18 protein-coding genes are annotated in these 20,309 nt (G+C 36.6%); all 18 read right to left on the minus strand.

Annotation, left to right across the window (positions count from 1 at the left end; all coding sequences use genetic code 11):
• Positions 1–18: 18 nt before the first annotated feature.
• Entirely contained in the window at positions 19–2,664 is a 2,646-nt protein-coding gene (locus MM236_RS14345; protein ID WP_241275682.1) for a baseplate wedge protein, read from the minus strand.
• Positions 2,665–2,668: 4 nt separating this feature from the next.
• Positions 2,669–5,836, minus strand: coding sequence for a baseplate J/gp47 family protein (locus MM236_RS14350; protein WP_241275683.1), 3,168 nt, complete (start codon positions 5,834–5,836; stop codon positions 2,669–2,671).
• Positions 5,837–5,843: 7 nt separating this feature from the next.
• Positions 5,844–6,254, minus strand: coding sequence for a GPW/gp25 family protein (locus MM236_RS14355; protein WP_241275684.1), 411 nt, complete (start codon positions 6,252–6,254; stop codon positions 5,844–5,846).
• 2 nt (positions 6,255–6,256) lie between these two features.
• Positions 6,257–6,547, minus strand: coding sequence for a PAAR domain-containing protein (locus MM236_RS14360; RefSeq protein ID WP_241275685.1), 291 nt, complete (start codon positions 6,545–6,547; stop codon positions 6,257–6,259).
• A gap of 11 nt (positions 6,548–6,558) precedes the next feature.
• The gene (gene vgrG, locus MM236_RS14365; protein ID WP_241275686.1) at positions 6,559–8,301 is read right to left on the minus strand and encodes a type VI secretion system tip protein VgrG; all 1,743 of its coding nucleotides are present in this window, start codon (positions 8,299–8,301) and stop codon (positions 6,559–6,561) included.
• A complete protein-coding gene (locus MM236_RS14370; protein ID WP_241275687.1) occupies positions 8,298–8,963 on the minus strand; it encodes a CIS tube protein in 666 nt (221 codons plus the stop codon). Before MM236_RS14370 ends, vgrG begins: the two co-directional genes overlap by 4 nt.
• 26 nt (positions 8,964–8,989) lie before the next feature.
• Entirely contained in the window at positions 8,990–9,142 is a 153-nt protein-coding gene (locus tag MM236_RS14375; protein ID WP_241275688.1) for a DUF5908 family protein, read from the minus strand.
• A gap of 3 nt (positions 9,143–9,145) precedes the next feature.
• A complete protein-coding gene (locus MM236_RS14380; protein ID WP_241275689.1) occupies positions 9,146–9,586 on the minus strand; it encodes a phage tail protein in 441 nt (146 codons plus the stop codon).
• A 2-nt stretch (positions 9,587–9,588) separates the two neighbouring features.
• Positions 9,589–10,017 (minus strand): phage tail protein, encoded by a 429-nt coding sequence (locus MM236_RS14385; RefSeq protein ID WP_241275690.1) that lies wholly within the window; start codon positions 10,015–10,017, stop codon positions 9,589–9,591.
• 28 nt (positions 10,018–10,045) lie between these two features.
• Positions 10,046–12,034 (minus strand): phage tail sheath family protein, encoded by a 1,989-nt coding sequence (locus MM236_RS14390; protein WP_241275691.1) that lies wholly within the window; start codon positions 12,032–12,034, stop codon positions 10,046–10,048.
• Positions 12,035–12,048: 14 nt separating this feature from the next.
• Positions 12,049–12,864, minus strand: coding sequence for a hypothetical protein (locus MM236_RS14395; RefSeq protein ID WP_241275692.1), 816 nt, complete (start codon positions 12,862–12,864; stop codon positions 12,049–12,051).
• A gap of 12 nt (positions 12,865–12,876) precedes the next feature.
• Positions 12,877–13,449 carry a Pvc16 family protein gene (locus tag MM236_RS14400; protein WP_241275693.1) on the minus strand — a complete coding sequence of 191 codons (573 nt, stop codon included), beginning with the start codon at positions 13,447–13,449 and terminating at the stop codon, positions 12,877–12,879.
• A 12-nt stretch (positions 13,450–13,461) separates the two neighbouring features.
• The gene (locus tag MM236_RS14405; RefSeq protein WP_241275694.1) at positions 13,462–14,757 is read right to left on the minus strand and encodes an ATP-binding protein; all 1,296 of its coding nucleotides are present in this window, start codon (positions 14,755–14,757) and stop codon (positions 13,462–13,464) included.
• Between the two features lie 551 nt (positions 14,758–15,308).
• Positions 15,309–16,820: a DUF4301 family protein gene (locus MM236_RS14410; protein ID WP_241275695.1), complete on the minus strand. Its 1,512-nt coding sequence runs from the start codon at positions 16,818–16,820 to the stop codon at positions 15,309–15,311.
• A 234-nt stretch (positions 16,821–17,054) separates the two neighbouring features.
• On the minus strand, positions 17,055–17,918 hold the full coding sequence (locus MM236_RS14415; RefSeq protein ID WP_241275696.1) for a 5-oxoprolinase subunit C family protein: 864 nt from the start codon (positions 17,916–17,918) through the stop codon (positions 17,055–17,057).
• Positions 17,911–18,621: a 5-oxoprolinase subunit PxpB gene (gene pxpB / locus MM236_RS14420; RefSeq protein WP_241275697.1), complete on the minus strand. Its 711-nt coding sequence runs from the start codon at positions 18,619–18,621 to the stop codon at positions 17,911–17,913. The genes MM236_RS14415 and pxpB overlap by 8 nt, the downstream gene beginning before the upstream one ends.
• Before the next feature lie 4 nt (positions 18,622–18,625).
• Positions 18,626–19,354 carry a 5-oxoprolinase subunit PxpA gene (gene pxpA, locus MM236_RS14425; RefSeq protein WP_241275698.1) on the minus strand — a complete coding sequence of 243 codons (729 nt, stop codon included), beginning with the start codon at positions 19,352–19,354 and terminating at the stop codon, positions 18,626–18,628.
• 35 nt (positions 19,355–19,389) lie between these two features.
• A complete protein-coding gene (locus MM236_RS14430) occupies positions 19,390–20,307 on the minus strand; it encodes a carbohydrate kinase family protein (protein ID WP_241275699.1) in 918 nt (305 codons plus the stop codon).
• Positions 20,308–20,309 lie beyond the last annotated feature (2 nt).

Here is a 20,309-nt window from a genome sequence, read left to right on the forward strand (position 1 = left end):
GACTTGATGGTTAAAATTTTAAATATTGGTTCTACCAAGAATAATTTTTCCTTCAATCTCATTAGAATCGCAATCATGCAATTGACCAGGGAGGTAGAAATTATTCAGGTTATTTATAGCTTTGATGAGTAGAGGCAAGGAGTCTTGTTTGCCATTGGTTTTTTCTATCAGGAATTTCCTGAGATTTTCTTCAAATTGAAGCAAATCGTTATTGCTATCTTCGACAGTGTTTTTTCTATGACCAACCCAGCATATTTTAGCCAAAATATGGGCTGGAATTTCTTTACGAATCAGGTCTTCGGCAAATCTCCTGAAATTGATATCTGAAAATCTTTGGGTATAACCTGGAAGAACAATACTAAGTCTAAATGTATAAGGGTCGGCATTACATCCTTGACCACAATCATCAGCACAAATAGGAAGATAATAGTTTTCATCTTTCTGATTTTTACCCTCAGGAAGCATAAGCACATGTTCTATTAAGTGAATTCCTTCATCTGAAAATTCTTTCACAAAAAATTCTATTGTCTCCAACACTGCATCCCTCACTTTATCAATAGAATTGAAAAATCGGTACTGACGGGCAATTATTCTTTTTGGATCACTGAAAGATTTAATGTTTGGGTTGATGATATTGAAAGAATACTTTCCAGAATCTGATTTTACAATTTCGATTACGTTGACTGTTTTTCTTTTGAAATTCGTGTTTTTGATATTTGAGATTGCTATTTTGTCTGTGTTTATGGCTTTGTAAACACTCTGATACATTTCTCTTTCAGCTGCCCGATATGTGTTGTAATTTTCTGTAGCAGTAAGAACGATCTGGTTTTCACTGTTTATTATTCTCCATCGGTACTCACTGGCATTGACTTTATAGATTTCTACAAATTTTTCAGTGATGGTTTCCCTTCTGTATGAATTTCCTTCAGCCATTTTGATTCCCAAAAGGCCAGCAATTCTATTCTCCAAGCCAGACACATTCGAGCTGTTCCATATTGTCTGATCTGTTTGTTTGTAATAGTTGAAAGCTGATGCTCTGCGACTGCTTATATGGTCGTAATTTTCCAAAAATGCCTGCTTGTTGTCATGAACAATTTCCTCTGACGCATCGCCATATATACTTTTCATAAGAAAAGCATAGTTTCCGAAGTTTTCTGAAAATCTAGCAATCAAATGATCCTTGATCTTGGAATTTCTTACTTCTTGATCATCAAAATTTTGGAGTAAATCTTTTGGATCAAAAGTTTTAAAATCTATAATCAAATCCTCTATTCCTTTGATATCAGCAACTGTTTGGGAAAAATAGCTATTGGAAAGTCCTCCTGAAATTGAAAGCTGATCTTTTACATTTTCAAGATGTTTGAAATAACTTGCCAAAATTTGATCGAAAAAAAGTAAATACGTCTTCAATTGTTTTGCTTGGGCGTGCCTGAAACGGGGTTGATTCTTCGAAAGCCCATGATTGCCGATCCCATAATTTTCAGGAAAATTATGAGTGATACTTTGATAATTCCCAATTTTGAAATTATTCCCTTTGGGAAAAGAAAGGGTATTGTTAGCTGCTGTTATTTCTAGATTATTAGCTATACTTTGCATCAAAATCTTCCTGTAATTTTGGATTTTTTGGGAATCCATATTAATTGGAAGACCTTGCTTTTTGAAGGAAAAGACACTCTTGCCTTTACACAAAATCGGCTTGTGGTTGGCTTTGATACAAAGGTTCCAAAGGTCATCTTGCTCTTGTTTATCGTTGCAAAAACTAATGCTCATATCATTGATCAAGATTACACCTTCTACTTTGAGTATGATATTCATCAAATCACTCATTCGAACCTCTGATCTCAATTCATTTTTTCTAAGCTCTTCATCGATAATAAACCCATGTTTCAAAAGAGGACCCTCAAAAATCGCTTCTGTTCCATATCCTTTAGCTGTCATTTCTGCCAAAGAATGGAATCTTACCTTTGGTGAAAAATAGTTTTCAATTGCCAAAAGTATTTTCGCATTGATTAGGTTTTCATCTGCTTGTGGATTGATTTCAATATCAGCACAAATTCTAATTTCTTGTTTTTCCACCGTTTTGATCTCAATAAGGTCCTCACAGAGATTTCTGTTGGCATGATAAGTCTTTCTAATTTGTTCAATCAATGGCTTTGGATTGACCACATCATCGGCAAAATCCACCCAAAGTGTATGCAATCCCTTGATCTGAGTATCCCTGCGTAATTCTCTAGGTACATCTTCAAAAGCTTTTGCCAAGAGATTGACTTTTGCATCCCGACAGTTGATAAATAGTTTTTTGGAAAAAGGCCTCAAAAAGCAATTATTGATCTTGAGAGGGTCAATATCCAAGAAAAGTTTTCTGTAATCGAGTGCAGTCAAAGCTTGATTACTCATAATCCTATGTGCTTCAAAAAACTGATCTCCACCTTTATCAGAATTCAATAAATCTTGAATAGGCATGCTAATCCTTAGTCCCAAATCAGTAATGGCGTAGCACAATATCTCAAGCGTAGTAATGCCAGGATCATGGGTGTTATAATCCGTCCAAAGTTTTCGGCCAAACTGCTCGATATATTCTATTCCCTTTTTCTTGAGGAAATCAAAGTCTAGATCATCTTGGGTCTGTATATTTTTTGATATTTTGAGATCTGGAATAGCCATACTTTTATACTTTTGAACAATTATCAATGGACGGAGATACCAAATGAGATTCATCACTCACGATAATATTACTTGGGGAAGTTGCCCTTACAGCGTTCTCTATTGGCTTGTTGTCAAGCCTCAATTCAAGCTTTGATATGTAGTCTATATAATTCAGATTTTCAATGAAGTATAAAATCTGACTTTTATGGAATTCTTTGTTAAAATTGAGTAAAACATTGTTTTCAAAAGCCCATGGAGAAAGAAAATTCGTTATGTCTTTTTTGAGTTGATTTTGATAAAAATTAAAATCCAATCCTTGATGAATCTTTATATTTACCGTTACGCTTAGCTTTTCATATTCAGGATTGATTACATGGATTTCCATGGCAGGGCTGATGAATTTGCTAACAAAAATTTTTATTTCCTCGAGCTTTCCACTACTTACCCTTGGGTAGACTATCTTCTCCGTATCAATCTGCTTAATGCTCGGAACAACTACGATTGTAACATGACCCGGAGCATTGAAGCAGGTGGGTCTTGTATGATTGAGGCACTTGACAAGAATCAAATCTGGAAACGCTTCTAAAATCAAATGTTCATAATCCCATTGGGTTACAGCTCTATTTTTATGTCTGAGCCTTTCAGAAACTCTTCTGTAAAAATCGCTGTCATTTTCCAGTCCTCTACCTCCGAAACTAGCATATGGCTGACTTACACTTTTAAATTGAGAAACTCTTTTTTCAAATTTGGAAATCACACCATTTTCTAATCTCCCAGGAAGGTGGGTAGCTTGAAATGAATCTAAAGCTTGAAGCCTGACTGCTTGTGAATGGATATTTATACAACGGCAAACGGCATCATGCGCTCCCAAAAGCTGAGCTCTAATCCATAATAAGTCAGGAGCAAACGAAGTATTATTTGTATTGATTACAGATGGTAGCTCAATTTTGACTATTCCAGTTCTCAGAAAATTTGATGTTTCATTCAACAAAATGGATTCCTTAGGTAAATCTTGCCAAGTATTGTTACTTAATATCGCCCATTGAATTGGTTCCATATCCACAGAAAGTGGGTTTTCTGTGCCTTCATCCAATTGAAAAAGAAGTGATAGAATATCACGAGGCTTGGCATTTTCTAGACCAATAAACAAAAAGCCATCTTGGTGATATTGAGAACTCAATAGACACTTATTATCTTGATCCCCAAATCCAAAAGGATGGATATGAATAATTCTATTCATCTCTGAATTATTGGAAAAATCAACTTCGGCGGAATACGAAAGGGTTAAGTCTGCTCCAAGAGGAGTGTAGGGTTCATTGGGGATGATTTTGTCATCTTTATCAGAAGTCAACACCATTGCATAGATTTTAGGAAAAATCTCATGGAGAAATGACTGCTGAAGATTTACCCTAACTTTGGCATTTGGAATTTTGTCAATTTGATTTGTTAAGATGCAAGCAAATGAGAAATTGTTGTCTTCACCAGGATTGAACAGGATTGAATTTGAATTTGATTGATTGCCAATAGCTATACCATTTTGGATAATTTCATATTTGTATTTGAAATAGGAATTTCCATTTACAATCTGATTTTCACTTTGTGTTTGAGCTACTGACGCTTCTGGTTGTTCGATTTTTTTGTTTGCCTTTCTACTTCTTAGCCTCAATAAATTCCGTTTTTGTTCAGAAGTAGCCTCAATTTCCTTTTTATCTAAGTCATTTAGCAACTTGATAGTAAGGTCATTGAATTTGTAGGCTGACATTTGATGTAAAATAAAAATATTGGAAGATATATTGCTTTTGGCTTCTTCTACATAAGTTTCATAGTGTTCGAAAAAATCTTCAGGTGTATTTTTCCAGTCAAATTTCAATTCAACCCTAGTACATTTTTTGCCAAACGCCTCAGGATATGAGAAGCTGAAGCTTGATCCCTTGAAAGGTCTGGTAGTAAATGGGTAAAAGGGCTTTTGCGGGTTTAAGATGGTTTGATCATTTTCTAAGTGAATGTTTTTGACTCCTTCTACAGTTACTTGGATTTTTAGATTTTTGAGTTCGTTGGTATTCAATTCTTGAAAAATTTCATAGCCCACTGGGGAGGAAGTATCAAATATGAATTTTATGGATGGAAAAGAATTAAGCTTGTCAAATATTAAATCATCGGATAAAAATGGCGCTATAGGAGGGAAGCTACTCGCAAATTCAATCTTCAATGCAAATGGATTGGTCAAATCACCAACTTTACTTAGATGTAAATTATCTACTTGAGTCCATTCTTTTTCTGTTGTTATATAGATTTCGGTAAATAAAATAAACTGATCAAAACTGAATTTTATATCAGATGCAAAAGAAAAAGTTAAAATAATTGTTCTTTTACCTTCATTCAAATGGAGAATATTGGATGATACAACAAAGCCAATTGTTGGATTTCCAGACTGAACATCATTTGTATCAGCGTTTCCAAATGTCCACCAACTTTGTTTCTTCTTTAACGTTTCGCTTTGACCATCATTTTCATCCAATAAAATTGATTGTTTGATTTTTTTTCTTTTTCGATCGTGGTAAATGTTTTTGATGGATTTTACAGCAATTGAATTGATACTACTTTCTTCAGGATTAACATATAAAAGTGGTTTTCCATCTTTATTCTTTCCTGCATTGAAGCGTGTTTGTGCTTCAATTCTTTGGTTTAGGGCATTTTTTGCCAATTCCAAGATCACATAAACACTATCAGATGATGGAGGTAATTTTTCCATTTTCAGTACTTCAGTGTAGTAGAAGTCCAAGTGCTTTTTAGTCAGTTGATTGAATTTACTTCTACTTGTTTCGAGAACATTCAAAAATGAAACAAATAAAGTCAAATGTGGAGAGAGCTCTCCGTTGATTTGGTACTGACTAATGATTGACCTAAGTTGAGTTTTGGTTTCCTCCAAATCAAAATTGCTCTGATAAATTAACTTAGAAGGGTTTAAATCAAATTCTTGAAAAAACTTATCCCAGTTTCCTTCAATTTCATTGTTGTTATTATAGAAATTTAATTTTTGGGCAAAGTTGTAGGCAAATAAAATCCAATCCTCTACACCAAAGCCCATAAGCTCAAGTTGATCAGGATCAAGATCTTTTCTGTAACGGCTAGACTGACTACTTCCGTTTCGTTTCAAAATGCTCAATATTTTGCTATCGCTACTGCTCATATTTGCCTTAGATTTCTATTCCTTCATCTTTATAATAAGGGAAAACCTTATTCTTTCTTGAATTTGTAGCTCTGACGAGATACTCTACATCGATAATGATCTTCCCATTGATGATGTCATCCTCGTAGATATCGATTTTCTGCACTTCTATCCTTGGTTCGTAGTACAGAATTGCCGTTTTGATCAAATCAGACACATAAGTTATCAAAGTCCTGTCAAGTGGGTTGAATAACAATTCCTCCAAATTGCATCCAAAATTGGGATGCATGATTCGCTCGCCTTGTTTGGTAGAAAGTAAGATTTCTAAACTACTGTCTATGTCTTCCTCACCACTCAGCATTTTAAGCGAGCCAGATCGGTTATTGAATGTAGGTGGGAAAGACCATCCTCGTCCCAAAAACGGCTTGTTATCATCCATGATTATCCAATTAATACTGTAAACTCACCCAATACGATAGTGCCACCATGCGCTGTACTATCACCCAATCGAGCAGCTGGCATTCCTCCGATCAAGACTGTGGCCGAACCCGCTACTATGCTATCTGGTGGCCCAGTACAAGTAGCCATGTCACCAACTCTCGCTGCTGGCATGCCACCAATCAAGACTGTTGGCTCTCCAGGTGGAAGAATAGGGCCTCCCACATGCGGGACAGTTCCTGTTACCATAGGACAAACATGCATGTCATTGATTCTAGCTGCTGGCATTCCCATTTGAATCTTGTTTAATTGATTTGAACAATACTTCCTTTGACTACTGTTGAGGCACTGCTACTGATTTCAGCACCGCCGCTGCCTTCGACTGTGAGTTGTGCACTTGCTTTGCCTGTCACATTCGTCCCTTCGATATTTATGTCTCCTGACGCTTTGATTTGAAGGTCTTTACCTGATATGATCTGAATTCCATCCGCGTCTAAGATGATTTGGTTGTTGTTTTCATCTTCAATGGATATATTTTGGGCATCTTCATCCAGTATAATTTTTTTTCCTCCTGGACTTTCTATCGTGATTGCCTTGGTTTCATCATTGAAAGTAATTTTCAACTCACTCCGAGTTATAATTCCTTTCTCGTGATTATCATCATTTGCAGTTATGGGGGCTGGTTTGGCACTGCTATGCAATCCTCCTAATACAATTGGTTGGTTTGGATCTTCATTCAAAAAGCCAACAACCACCTCGTCACCAATTTCAGGCCTGAAGAATACACCTCTGCTTTCACCTGCATCTAGGGAAGAAACTCTACACCAAACACCTTCATCTTCAGCGTTGATAATGGGTATTTTGACTAAAATCTTATCTTCTCCATCGGGATCTTCCAACTGGCTTACTAAGCCAATTTGCAAGCCTTTGACAGCCGGAAGTAGGGAAGAAGCTGGCGATGAATGGATTGGATAGGTCTCTGAAAACCATTCTGGATTCAATCCAAACTGTACATCAACAGTCCAGTTGCCATCATTAATTTGATGGAAAACACCAGAAACCCACGCTTTTCCAGAAAATCTTTCTCCCAAACCTTCGAGTTCTATGCAGGTGTTTGGAAGGACATCTGGAATTCCTTGGAATTTCACTCTTCCCCTTACTTTTGAAAGGGATTGATAAAGCATGGTGGCTTCAGTCCAATCTTGCAAAAGTTCGTCAGGAATATTTCCACCATTTTTTAATTCGAGTTTTTCCAAACCTATGACATTTGCCAAGTCTGAATTGCTGAAATTTCCATGAAGGGAAAGGTTTTCAAGCTCTTTTTCTACTTCAATAATTTCTTGTCTAGGACCATCCCAAGTTTGTGCAGTGATTTTTTTAAATTGATTTCTAGCATCCATTTCTGCATCAAAATCAAGAATGTTTGCTCCATAGGTTACCTTTTGGATTATATCTGCATCCACATCAGGAGCAGACACTTTGATCTCTCCATCAGACACAAAACACAATTTTCCACAAGCTTGAGCTCTTGATACTAGAAAATCCCAATCCGTACTGTCGTATTGCACCAATTTTTTATTCGAAAAATTTGTTGAGGCAACTTCAGAAGTCAAAGAATAATTGGAAAGTATAGCTTCGATAGCATCGCTATCGCTCATGTCATGAAATGTCTTGGACTTTTTGCCTACAGTCAATTTGACTGCTTGGTCTTTGCATTCTACAATCAATAACGAGGATGTTCCCTTGACTTTGATCTGATGCTTGATGATGATGCCTTTGAATATTACAGCTTCATCTTTGTGGTATCCAGCGGAAATTTCAATCTGTTTTCCAGGCATCATTTCCTGCATATTGCTCAATTCAAAATCCCTCATAGCGGGATCACCATCAGAAAATATAAGCTTCGCCATCGGAATTCTATTGACCTCTTTGTGGACAGTGACATTCAGCAGCTGAAATACACTCGACAGTTCTGTTCCATCGATAGCAACAGTGACTGTAACCAAATCTGCACTTCTACTTGTATTGATGGTTTCGGAATTACTCATTTACTTAACTTTTCTATTGGTGGAAAATAGATTTGTGTTCCAACTTTCAGACCTCTAAAATCATAGATCCTATTCGCTTTAGCTACTTCCAAATAGTACTTGGAGTCTCCATAGATTCGATTTGTCATCAAGGGCAGTGTATCTCCGTGCTTGACCTCTCTGAAATGGGTCAAGTCTGGAGACTGATTATTTTCCAAAGCCACTCTCAAATTGTCCTCTACAAAACCAGTTACTGCAAGACTAGCTGTTGCTCTTAGCGGTGTTCCATCTGCCCTGAACAGCTTGAAGTTGATATCCAGACTGCTTAATACACCTTTGAAAAGCAAAGAACCCCAGGCAATCTTCAGGTAGTTTGGCCGATGCTGATCACCTTGATAATCGAATGTGACTTTCTTGAAATGCTCAATGTCATCGATTATGCCATTGGGATCGGCTGGACTGTCTTTGATGGCGCCAGTTCTGTCGAAAAGAAACTCAAATGTCAGCTCTTGGGGAAGGATTTTGTTAAACCTCGGAGGTGTGCTGCTTGTTCCTGGAGCTTGATCTTCATTTTGTACCGTAGTATAATTGAAAGAGTAACTTTCAGGATTGACAAGTGCTGTATAGGTTCCATCTGGAACTTCATTTTTGAATTCCTCATCGCTAAAAGCTTTGATGAACATTTTTTTTAATGAACCAGAATTTACCATCACCTTTCTTTTTTACGTTCTAAAGTTTCCAAAACAGCTTCTACTACTTCCTGAACCATTTCTCCATTAGAGTTGGCTCCTTTTGATTTTGGCTTTTCTTTTTCAGGAGACACATTGATTTTGATGTGTAGTTCTCTGATTTCTATAGGCATACACTACTTGATCACTTTGAAATAATTATACTTGAGTTCCAAGGACTCCATCATTACTTTACTTTCCATCGCATTGAATTCATCAACTTCCCATTTGACAGGGATTGCATTGGCAACAGACCAACTTAAAAGTGGCTCGTGATTTTCATTGAGAAGTTTGATTGTCAAATCAATAGGTTTGAATTCAAAATCTTCAATAGCTTTTTTGCACCAATCTATAAGTTTGGAATCAATGACAATTCCCCGCTTTAGGACGAGATTTGAATACTTGCTTTTGACAGGTAAAGTATGCTTGAACCTATTTTCACCTCCTTCTGCTAGTTCTTCTACATCAAGTTCTGCTGTCAGCCCAGAAACTGACTGAAACTGCATATCAAATTCTTGGGCAGTAATACCCGAAAATTCTACATTGAAATGAAAGCTGACAGGAGGGTAGTAGGTCATGATTATTCGTTGTTGATGGTAAGTCCTTCATGTACCAATTCCATGGATTCGATTGCGACTTCGTTGCCATCAGCTTTCAAATCGGTGGATTGGATTTTTGTAGGCCAGGCATTTTTCACTTGCCAAACTACTACAGGTTCATGTTCCTCATTGAGTAGCGAAATCGTGATATCACGTCGCTCTACTTTGTTCATGGAGATAGTTTTATACCAAGCAAAATATTCATTGTCAGAAGCAAAAGTTCCTCTTTTTAAGGTGATGTTGGCTTCTTTTTTCAACCCTGGCATTTTTATTTTGCCATATTCTTTGCTGGCGCCATGTCTGTACTCAATGACTTCTGTTTCTAAATCTAGACCTGAGACTTCTGTAAAGCCTATTTTTGTTCCACCCCATTCTACAGAGAAATGAAACTTGGATAAAGGATAGCTCATTTGAATTATGTTTAAATGAATTTAATGATTATGATTCCTGCATTTTGTGGGAGAAATTCAAAACGATGAATTCAGCTGGCCTGACAACAGCCATTCCTATTTCGACGATCATGTAACCGTTGAGGACATCCATAGAAGTCATCGTCTGGCCAAGACCGATTTTGACATAAAATGCATCGTCAGGCGTAGCTCCCGCAAGTGCTCCAGCCCTCCATTGAAGAGTAAGGAAATTTTCGATCATTGCACGGACTTTCACCCAAGTGTTTGCATCATTTGGTTCGAATACGAATTGCTCAGTTGCTTTTTTGATGGATTCTTCAGCCATATTAAAAAACCTCCTTACAGGCACATATCTCCATTCATTGTCATTGCCTGCAAGTGTACGGGCACCCCACACCATAATTCCTTTTCCAGTAAATGGGCGAATGGCATTGATGGATTTCCCAGCTACTGTATCTACATTTAATCCATCTTGAATTTGTCTGTCTATCAATGTAGTTACATCAGCTACGCTGTTAAGAGATACATTTGCAGGAGCTTTCCATACACCTCTTTCGCTATCTACTGTTGCATAGACACCAGCAATGGCAGCACTTGGAGGAAGTGTTAAATATTCTTTGGAAACAGCGACAAAAATATTTTTTAATGCAGGAATAGCATTTACCGCTGAACCTTCAGTAGTACTGATCATGTTTTTGGCAGTGCTGGTAATTAAATCAACTGATGATCTTAAGACTGGCCAAAAACCAATTGTAGAGTTTACATGAGGCATGATTCTTTCGGCATCTGTATCACCAATTCCAAAATAGGAAACTGATGAAGTATCATCTGCACTTAAGTCTAAACCAGAAGCAGAACTTACCACCACTGTTTGTGCCAATGTAGCATCTGCTGGAGTACTATCAAAAATCATTTTTCTGATTTCAGAAACAATGTGATGAATAGATCCACTATCTTCAGATTCCTCTAGCTCGGAAACCAAGTAATCAAACAAATTCCCTTGACCTGAATTGTTTCTTATGGTAATATTTTCGAGATCACCTACTTCTATGGTATCTCTGATCATATCAATCACTTGAAGATAGAAATTCAACAAGTTTTGGAGATTAGCCCTGGAAGGTGTCGCTCGCAAAGTAGCCCCCAATCTTTCATGTCTTGCATCCAAAGAGGAGAAATTTGCTGTTTTGATTACACTTATAGAATTTTCAATTTCATCAAGGTCATCTATCAGATTGTCTAGGTTATTGGCTATTTGCTTTGCATTTGTATCTTGAATCAAACCTTCAAGTGACACTAATGACCCTCCGGAGGTAATGCTTCCCTTGATGTTTCTGTAAGAAATTTCCCTTGGCAATTTTGCTTTTACCCATGGAGTATACGCAGCACCATATTTTAGAAAATTCATTCCAATACCATTTCTGAAATTCTCCACGATCACAGGGTAGTCATCTCCTGAATTTTCTTTCAAATCAAAAATGCATACTCTGTCTTGAAGGTCGTTACATTGCCTTAGCATGGCCGTGTGCAATGCATTCATGTCTCCTTGATCCATCATGGCAGCATCAGGAGATAGAAGTATTGTGGGTTCGTCTTGTTTCTTGATAGCAGCCAAACCTCTTAGAAGTCCAGGGCTATTTACTCCATCTCCATTCACTATAGCATCTCCATATTTTCCTACAGAGACGATATAGCACGGACCGCCACCATTTGCATAAAAAAGTCTGAGGGCTTCATACATGTAATAATTATCTTCAATATCGACCGTAGCTACTTCATTTGTGGCATTCAGATCTATCGAATTTACGTTTACTTCTGGAGCTCCACCGAAATAGGTAACATAGTCGAGCACAGAAGTGATCCGGGTAGGTTTGTTCAATAAATCATCATTATTGACCTTTTTTGCCTTTTCGGTATATCCTATAAATGCAGGAATAGCCGTTTCTACTTGTGCCACGGATGGAGGAAATTTTGAAATTTCCCGCACATAGACACCTGGGGTTTTATACGTACTTGCCATAGACTATTGGTTTTTTAAATGTTGATAAATATTTCTGAAAATGCTTGGTTGCCTTCTAAGGTTATTTTTGAATTATTAGGGTTTGGAAACTCCACCTCATAATCATCAAAATCCACTAAATGCTCTTCTGTGATTGGTATGAAGCCATTTTTCGTGAGCGGCAAAGATTGAACTGTGGTCAATTCAGCTCCGGACTTTAGGATATATTTCCAGAAAGTAGCTCTATTTCGAAAACGTATGGTGAAATTTTGGCTTGGTCTGAGTTTGCCATCACCTTCTAAGAGACTCAGTTGATCATAAATTGATTTGCTTGCTATTGAGATAACTCCAATACATTTATTGGGGAGTATTTTTCCTTCTTTTAAATTGTTGATTAGTATTTCTTTACTTACTAAGTGAAGGTCACTGATAGGATTATCATCTAGAGTTGCCAATTCTGGCAAATATTCCAAAAGAGGATGATTTGTGAGCATCAAATAATTCTGATTGTCCAAAGAAAGTGAGGTATAGTTTAAAAATTCAGCGTCATTCAGGATAAGATAAAATTGGAAAAATTCAGTTGGTGCAATCTCAATAAGTGAATTATGATCTTCATCAACTTTTCCAATTATTGTATAATTGGACATGGACTGCTTGGTAATCAGTCTGTGATTGATAATCATTTTTGCTGTCTGAGAAGTAGGTTTTAAAGTCAAAAAAGAACTGAAATCATACTGCTGCAACCTTTTGGATTTCTCGTCTTCAGTGGCATCAATGTAACTTGATTGACCTTTGTTCAGAAAGTAATCGTGGAAAATATGAAAGTCAAAAATCGTTCGATATGTAAACATATTGCTTAAGATCTATTTTGTTTTCAATATTATATCTCTGACAATTCCAGATTGAGATTGAGGCTTTCTCATCTCAAGCTGCAATACGCTCACTTTATAGATCGCAGAAAGAATCTGCTTTCCACCGATTGTACCCCAGATTTGATTCAATTCATCAAATGATGGGCTATACAGTTCTACTGTAAATTTGAAATCCCCAAGGTTTCTTAACTCTTCACTATCTCTGTTGAAATGTGTGTTTTTATCTGTAAAGACTCTCTTTGATTGGAAGAATTCTATAATGAAAGAAAGGTTCTTCAGTGCATTGTCATACCCTGTGAAATTGCTACAGAACATTACAAATAGGTTTAATGGGACTTTCTTATTCATCTGTTGCATCCTCGTACCCACAGGAACCACATTTGGGATATTCTTCAAAGTGGATTCTTGCATCATGTGGAGAAGAGAGACAACCACTTTGTCAGCATTTCCTTCAGCATCGAGTTGGCTGATATGGTTTATATCTACAATTCCTGATTGCTCAGTCATTTCACTAAAAGCATTGCTTAAGTCAGATGAGAGAATATGGATTGTTTCGTATAGCATGGTTTTTATTGACTAGATGATTTTACCTTCCTTTTTATATTCCCTTTTGATACCGCTGATCAAGGTCTTCGTTTTGATTTCTTTTTCTTTTTGAGACAAAGACTGTAGTCCAGCGTAATGCACGATATTGATGATGTTTGCTCCATTGAGTTCATATTTTTTTGCCACTTCCTCCAAAATCTCATCGTTTTCAAAAGGCAGTTCCTCAGGCATTGATTTTTGCCAGATCTTTAATCTTTCTGGAACTTTAGGCATTTCGAATTCAATGATGGAATTGAATCTTCTTGTAAATGCACTATCAATATTTCCTTTATAATTCGATGCTAGGATAACTAAGCCATTATGGCTTTCGATTTTTTGTAATAGATAGGATACTTCTTGGTTTGCATATTTATCATGTGCATCTTTTACATTTGTTCTTTTTCCAAAAATTGCATCAGCTTCATCAAAAAATAAAATCCAATCCCGCTCTTTTGCTTCATCAAATAGCAGAGAAAGGTTTTTCTCCGTTTCACCAATATACTTTGAGATTACTTGAGACAAATCAATTCTATACACATCCTTACTTGTATGTCTGCCTAGTAGGGAGGCGGTAAGGGTTTTGCCTGTTCCAGATGGTCCGTAAAATAAGGCTACATATCCTTGCTTGATTTTTTTTCCGAAGGACTTGTCTTTGAGTAATTTATCATTGTAAGTTAGCCAAATCTGAATTTCCTTGATTTGATTCGAAGTGGTATTACTGATCACCAAATCAGACCATTCAAGCCGAGTCTCTAATAACTGAGCAGGGAACTTGTTGCTTAAGACAGGTTTATATTTCTTGCCTAAAATGAAGAGCTCCAAATACTCTTTTGTCATCAACATGACTTCGCTAGTATATGGCTCGTCAGCTGATGAATTTGAGTTAGAAATTATATTTTTCTTAAAAAATAAATGGCTTTCATCCAATAACCTAAAGTACTCCATTCTCGCCTGAAAATCTTCACCTGCAAGCAAAAATAAAAGTAGTTCTGCATTGGGAAGAATTCCTCGATGGTTTTTTCCCTTTACACCGCCCATGAATGGATTATCTGAATTTTGAGTATAAGATTCCTTGAATACTGTCATCAAAAAATTGGGGTTGATAAATGGGATCATCGTTAAAAGAAGAAAAATTACTTCCTCGACAGAAAGCTTGTTTTCAGAAATAAAGTCATCTAAATCCTGACTTCCTGACTTCTTAAACGTAGAACTGATTTTCAATTTTGGATTTTTGATCCTAAAATTGAATATGTCCTTCAAAAATTGATTTACATAATTAACATCCATATATGATGTATTAGAATTTTAAGAAAATATTTGAGCAACACTCAAAAAGCAATATTCCAAAATCATCTTTTGTGATGAACCGAAATTGATTGGAAAAGCGATAACCTCGAGCTGGGATTCGAGGACCAGAAGCTTACAGTGCCTGAACTTTCACTGTCTGAAGCATATAGACAAATCCCTAGGAAGGATTATGTTAGTTATTGTTTAAACACAAAAATTGCAAAATGAAACATTAGTAGCAGATCAAAACAATCAACTAATAATCAAGATTCATTATTCAAATAAAAATTGAAATTCCTAAAATTATAATTAGGATATCTTGTGGTTCACTAGAAAACAAAATTAATTTTTGTATATCAAATATACGTATGAAATTATTTATAAAAAAAATGGTATCTAATATTTTATGCTTTTTTCCCAAATTAAAGTAAAGAAAGCAATTTACTATTTAAGTTATTTGCTTGACCAATAACTGATCCGCTAATAACTATGAACAGCAAGTCTATTATTTTAGAACTAATTGACTTGCTGTTCATGAATTTATCAACTTTTTACTGATGTTCGTCTCTTAATAGATCATTTACCGTTTTCACTGGATTGAATGTAATCAGGGGAACTTCTACGAAAATTGTATTCCAACCTGCCATTGCTCCATTCCAAAGACCTGGTAGCTCTTGTGCTTTGAGTGTTCTGCCACTTTTTGATTTTTCTGTAACAAATCCAGTTTTCATATCCCTGAATTCAAGTAGATTGAATTTCTTTCCTTTGTAATCCTTGATAGCGCAAACCAAGTCGACCGGATTAAAGTGAGTGGATGATTGCATGATTTCTTTTTGAAGGGAATCATCTAAGTCAATCTGTGCAGTCTCTGCAATCTGCAATGATAAAGAGCCATTTTTATCTTGTACCCAAAACGGACCTCCACCTGGTTCGCCTGTATTCTTTACCATTCCACAAACCCTGATAGGTCTATTGAGCTTTTGATACAAAAATCTTCCTTTCTCTTTAGAATCAAAATTAGAGTAGTCTTCAGGAAGTTTTCCTCCAAGAATTTCTATGATTGCGGATTCGCCTGATGCAATGTTATGGTCAGAATAGTCATTTTCCAATTTTTCCAAAGCTTCGAACACAATTTCCTGAATTTCCAAAAGCAATGAACCAATCGCTATCTTGTAGTTTTTTGTAGCATCTTTTAATCTATCTGGAACCACGTTATCAATATTTTTGATGAAAATCAGATCTCCATTTATTTCATTCAGGTTTTCCAAAAGGGCTCCATGACCAGCAGGTCTAAATAGAATCGTTCCATCTTCTTCTACAAATGGATTGTTGTCCATATCCACAGCGATCGTATCAGTTGATTTTTTTTGTTGGGAATAGCTGATTTCAAACTTTACCTTAAACTGTTCTTCCAAAGGATTTTGAATTCTTGAAACCTCTTCCTTGAACTTTGATTCATGTTCAGGAGATACAGTGAAATGCAGCCTTACAGTATTGTCTTTTCCAACAGCATACATGATTCCTTCTATGAAATGCTCATAGGTAGGGGTTCTGTTATGATCCTTATATTGATGGAATTTCAAAAGACCTTTTGGCAATACGCCATATCCCAAACCTTCTTCATCCAAGAGAGCTGCAACAATTTCCTTGTAGTTTTTTGATTCGAGCGCATTTTCAATACTTGAGCCTTTTTTTTTCAGGACTTCCTGAAGGTCTCCGTAAAATGCAAATTTGTTGATTTGATCGATAAACTTTTTCGTAAATGGACTTTTTTCCAAATCGCCATCTCCATCAAGGAAAGCAAAGAGATCTTTGAACATTCTAGATGCTGCACCACTTGCTGGCACAAACTTCACTATCTCAATTTTTGAGGCTTTTCCTCCATAAGTTTGCCCGTAATTGAAAATTTCTTCGGGAGTCAACTGCCTGATCCCATCTCCGATTTTTGCAGCTGAAACAATAGGCAAAAAAGGGAATCCGCTTTGAAAATTACTGATTTGTACTTGTGCATCTTCCAAGGACATGCCTTGTTCTAAAATTTGATTTTTGATTTGTGGATCCATGCTCCGGTTTTTAGGTTTATGAAAGCTTTAATATAGAAATATATTTTTGCTATTGGAAAAATTAATCAGGATTCAGTGTAATATTCTAAAATTGAGAGAATACCATTAAATGCAGAATGAAATAGCAATCCATAAAAGAAACCAAATCGAAGTCTAACAATACCTGTAAGGAATCCCCCAATCAGTTGAGGCAGGAAGACGATGGGGAAAATATACCATGGAAGGATTTGTGGATCAAATTATACTAAACTTTACTTTTTCACCAAAATTTTTCTGTGAAATAATATTGATTGCTTGATCAGAAAGTTGAAAAACTCTGGGGTAGCCACCTGTGACTTGTGCATCTCGCATCAACACAATCAGTTTTCCTGAAGGAGTGAGTTGTACTGTGCCTGGATAAACTGGTGAAGTAAGAATCTCCTTAAGCTGATTGGAAACATTCCCTTCCAACTGAATTCCCATTCGATTTGAGACAGGAGAAATTTTAAATTCAGAATTCATAAGCAAACTTTGTTGTTCCAAAGTCAAGTCTTTCCATTCAGGTCCTTTATAGACCTCGATTTCCTTGCCTTTAAACCAAGAGCCGTCTAGTTTTGGATGGGAAAAATGATCCGAATGGTATTTTTCTTCTGAAAGGTAACAAATAGAATCTCCTTTTTTCAACCGTGATTGCGAACTAATACCTGGATACCAACTTCTACTTTCCATGAAAATTGGTGTTTCCAAACCTCCTTCCAAAGCCATGTAAAGCCATTGTCCTCGAAAGAATTTACCAATTTTGATTTCATCATCACAAGCTATATTTACTATTTGTCCAAGTTGAATAGGTTTACCGTTGTGAAATATTTCTGCCAAAGCACCTGTAAACACGATTCTTGTAGGCATTTCAAAAACCATTGAAGGACCAGAGATTCCAATTTCCAATGCAGCTGCTTCCTTTTGATTTCTTAAGAGGACATTTCCTTGCATAAGAGAAAATTGATCCATAGCACCTGAATAGGGCACACCATATTCCGCAAAACCAAATCTTCCCTGATCTTGAACAGTACTTAAACCACCAGCTTTGAGAAAATGTATGTATGCAGTCGTCTTAAGCATATTCCAATTCATAATTGCCCGCAAGGAGCTGGTTGGAAATAGACTTAAACTCATCTTGATCAATTTGGTAAAATTGAATAAAATCTCCTTGTTTTGCGATGGTTGGAATTGGTTTTTGAGGATCGAATAGCGTCAAAGGAGTTCTCCCAACTACGTGCCAACCACCTGGACTGTCCATTGAGTAAATCCCCGTTTGTCGGCCTCCTATGGCTACAGAACCCTTTGGAATCATCAAGTCAGGAGTCGATTTTCTTGGGCTGTGCAACTTTGGATCCAAGCCACCCAAGTACATAAATCCTGGTAAAAAACCATAAAAAAACAGTCTATACTTCTTTGAAGAATGTAACTCTACTAATTCTGAGACGGATAGCTTTTTGGATTTAGCCAGATTTTCCATATCAACACCATATTCACCTTGATAACAAACTGGGATTTTGAAAACCTTTGGTTCAAAGTGTTGTATATCGGTTTTCAAATTTTCTAATTCATTCCAAATGATCGACCATTGTTCTTTCTTTATGTCTTGATCAAACAATACGGAAAGTGAATTAAAACCAATTCTAATTTCAAGTACACAATCTCCATGATGTTGCTCCAAGTAATTTTTATACCTCAACTGATCCTGCAAGATTTCATCCGAAATTTCCTCTGGCCAGTTGATTTCTAAAACATTGGGTTGTATCTGAAAAAAGCGCTTTTCCATAGTTTTAAGCAGAAAATTGGGAGTTGATCATTTTTAAGATTTCCAATGCGTTAGGATTGTCTCCATGGATACAAAGTGTGTCAGCCTTTATTTTGACTTTCTTTCCAGAGATTGTTTTGATCGATTGATCGAGGATCATAGATTTCACATGTTCATAAACATCATCTACATTAGTTAAAAGTGCCATAGGGTGATTTCTTGAAACCAATGACAAATCATCCTTATAACTTCTGTCTGCAAAGATTTCAAAGGCAACTTTTACTCCAAATTTTGGTGCAAGAAGTGAAATGATGGATTTGGGAGGGCAATAGAGTAATTGATCAGGGAAATTTGCTTGCATCAATTTCAAAAATAGGATAGCGAGCCTTTCATCTCTTGCCAATTCGTTGTAAAGAGCTCCATGCGGTTTGATGTGATGGATATGCAAATCTAGAGAGTTACAAGCATTTTTGAAAACTTCAAGTTGGGAAGTCAACGAGTTTATGAGCTCTGTATCCTTCAGGTCCATTTTCACCCGACCAAAGTTCATGACATCAGGATAGGAGGGATGGGCACCTATTTTCACATGATGTTTCATTGCTAGCTGAAGGGAACTCTTGATGCTTGAAGCATCTCCATAATGTCCACCACAGGCAATATTACAACTCGCAAGAAAAGGCATCAACAGAGAGTCATTGGGCATACCTTCACCCAAATCACAGTTAATGTCGATTGCCATTTTAATCTTGCTCATCTGCTCAAAGTTAGCTTTTTTGAGCAAAATCAAAGCTATTTCAAAGTAACTTTTTGGGGAAGTGGGCCATCTATTGAAAGTTTGTAGGCTGCCATTTTTGAGGCTAATTTCACACATTGAACCCAATCATCTCCATCCAACCATGCGGATAAAAATCCAGCCCAGTATGCATCTCCCGCGCCCGTGGCGTCACCGACTACTTTTACCTCATCAGCAGGAACGATAATACTTTCATTGTTTTCCAATCGAAGATGACTACCTTCTTTTCCTTTTGTAAAACAGATGATTTTTGCTCCCCAATTTTTAAAAATATCAATCGCTTTTGTTTCTTCTATTTCTTTTTGAAATATTCGATTGCAGTCATCCTGACTGACCTTCACAAATGGAGACAAAGAGCAATATTCTTTGATCACCGTAATAGCCTCTTCATGATCTGGCCAAATAGTAGGTGCATAATTTAAATCTATACTTAACTGAATACCAAATTTATAAGCTCTTTTTGCTCCTTCGATGATTGAGTATTGGGCTGGCTGTTTGCTCAAGGCAAAACAAGTGGTATGGTAAAGCCTCGTTTTGTGAAGATAGTCATCCGGAATATCTTCTGGAAAAATAAAATGATCAGCTTCCCTATATGCTATGAAATCAGGTGTACCATGAGATCGGGAGAGTAAAACCAAGCTTGTGGGAAATTCTTTTCGCTCTTTGACACCCGAGGTAGAAAGTCCAAGTTTGTTCAATTCATGGATCAAGTATTCACCCATGCCATCTTTGCCAACACTCGCGATCAGATGGACATTTTTACCTAGCCTTTTGAGATTTGCTCCAAGGTTAGCCGGGCTTCCACCTTGAAATCTTCTAAATGAATGGGTTCTGAAAATTTCATCTCTGACTTCATGCCCTATAAGGTCCACCAGAAGTTCCCCAACTACGATGATGTCGATTTCTTTATTCATTT

Origin of the sequence: Belliella calami, from assembly GCF_022549695.1 — a bacterium.
GTDB classification, from domain to species: Bacteria; Bacteroidota; Bacteroidia; order Cytophagales; family Cyclobacteriaceae; genus Belliella; species Belliella calami.

Coding starts and splice junctions, on each gene's coding strand:
- pxpA (WP_241275698.1), bottom strand. CDS start 19,354: ATGAGCAAGATTAAAATGGCAATCGACATTAACTGTGATTTGGGTGAA.
- MM236_RS14385 (WP_241275690.1), bottom strand. CDS start 10,017: ATGAGCTATCCTTTATCCAAGTTTCATTTCTCTGTAGAATGGGGTGGA.
- MM236_RS14415 (WP_241275696.1), bottom strand. CDS start 17,918: ATGCTTAAGACGACTGCATACATACATTTTCTCAAAGCTGGTGGTTTA.
- MM236_RS14390 (WP_241275691.1), bottom strand. CDS start 12,034: ATGGCAAGTACGTATAAAACCCCAGGTGTCTATGTGCGGGAAATTTCA.
- MM236_RS14360 (WP_241275685.1), bottom strand. CDS start 6,547: ATGGGAATGCCAGCAGCTAGAATCAATGACATGCATGTTTGTCCTATG.
- MM236_RS14410 (WP_241275695.1), bottom strand. CDS start 16,820: ATGGATCCACAAATCAAAAATCAAATTTTAGAACAAGGCATGTCCTTG.
- MM236_RS14355 (WP_241275684.1), bottom strand. CDS start 6,254: ATGGATGATAACAAGCCGTTTTTGGGACGAGGATGGTCTTTCCCACCT.
- MM236_RS14345 (WP_241275682.1), bottom strand. CDS start 2,664: ATGGCTATTCCAGATCTCAAAATATCAAAAAATATACAGACCCAAGAT.
- MM236_RS14400 (WP_241275693.1), bottom strand. CDS start 13,449: ATGCTATACGAAACAATCCATATTCTCTCATCTGACTTAAGCAATGCT.
- vgrG (WP_241275686.1), bottom strand. CDS start 8,301: ATGAGTAATTCCGAAACCATCAATACAAGTAGAAGTGCAGATTTGGTT.
- MM236_RS14405 (WP_241275694.1), bottom strand. CDS start 14,757: ATGGATGTTAATTATGTAAATCAATTTTTGAAGGACATATTCAATTTT.
- MM236_RS14370 (WP_241275687.1), bottom strand. CDS start 8,963: ATGTTCATCAAAGCTTTTAGCGATGAGGAATTCAAAAATGAAGTTCCA.
- MM236_RS14350 (WP_241275683.1), bottom strand. CDS start 5,836: ATGAGCAGTAGCGATAGCAAAATATTGAGCATTTTGAAACGAAACGGA.
- MM236_RS14430 (WP_241275699.1), bottom strand. CDS start 20,307: ATGAATAAAGAAATCGACATCATCGTAGTTGGGGAACTTCTGGTGGAC.
- MM236_RS14380 (WP_241275689.1), bottom strand. CDS start 9,586: ATGACCTACTACCCTCCTGTCAGCTTTCATTTCAATGTAGAATTTTCG.
- pxpB (WP_241275697.1), bottom strand. CDS start 18,621: ATGGAAAAGCGCTTTTTTCAGATACAACCCAATGTTTTAGAAATCAAC.
- MM236_RS14395 (WP_241275692.1), bottom strand. CDS start 12,864: ATGTTTACATATCGAACGATTTTTGACTTTCATATTTTCCACGATTAC.
- MM236_RS14375 (WP_241275688.1), bottom strand. CDS start 9,142: ATGCCTATAGAAATCAGAGAACTACACATCAAAATCAATGTGTCTCCT.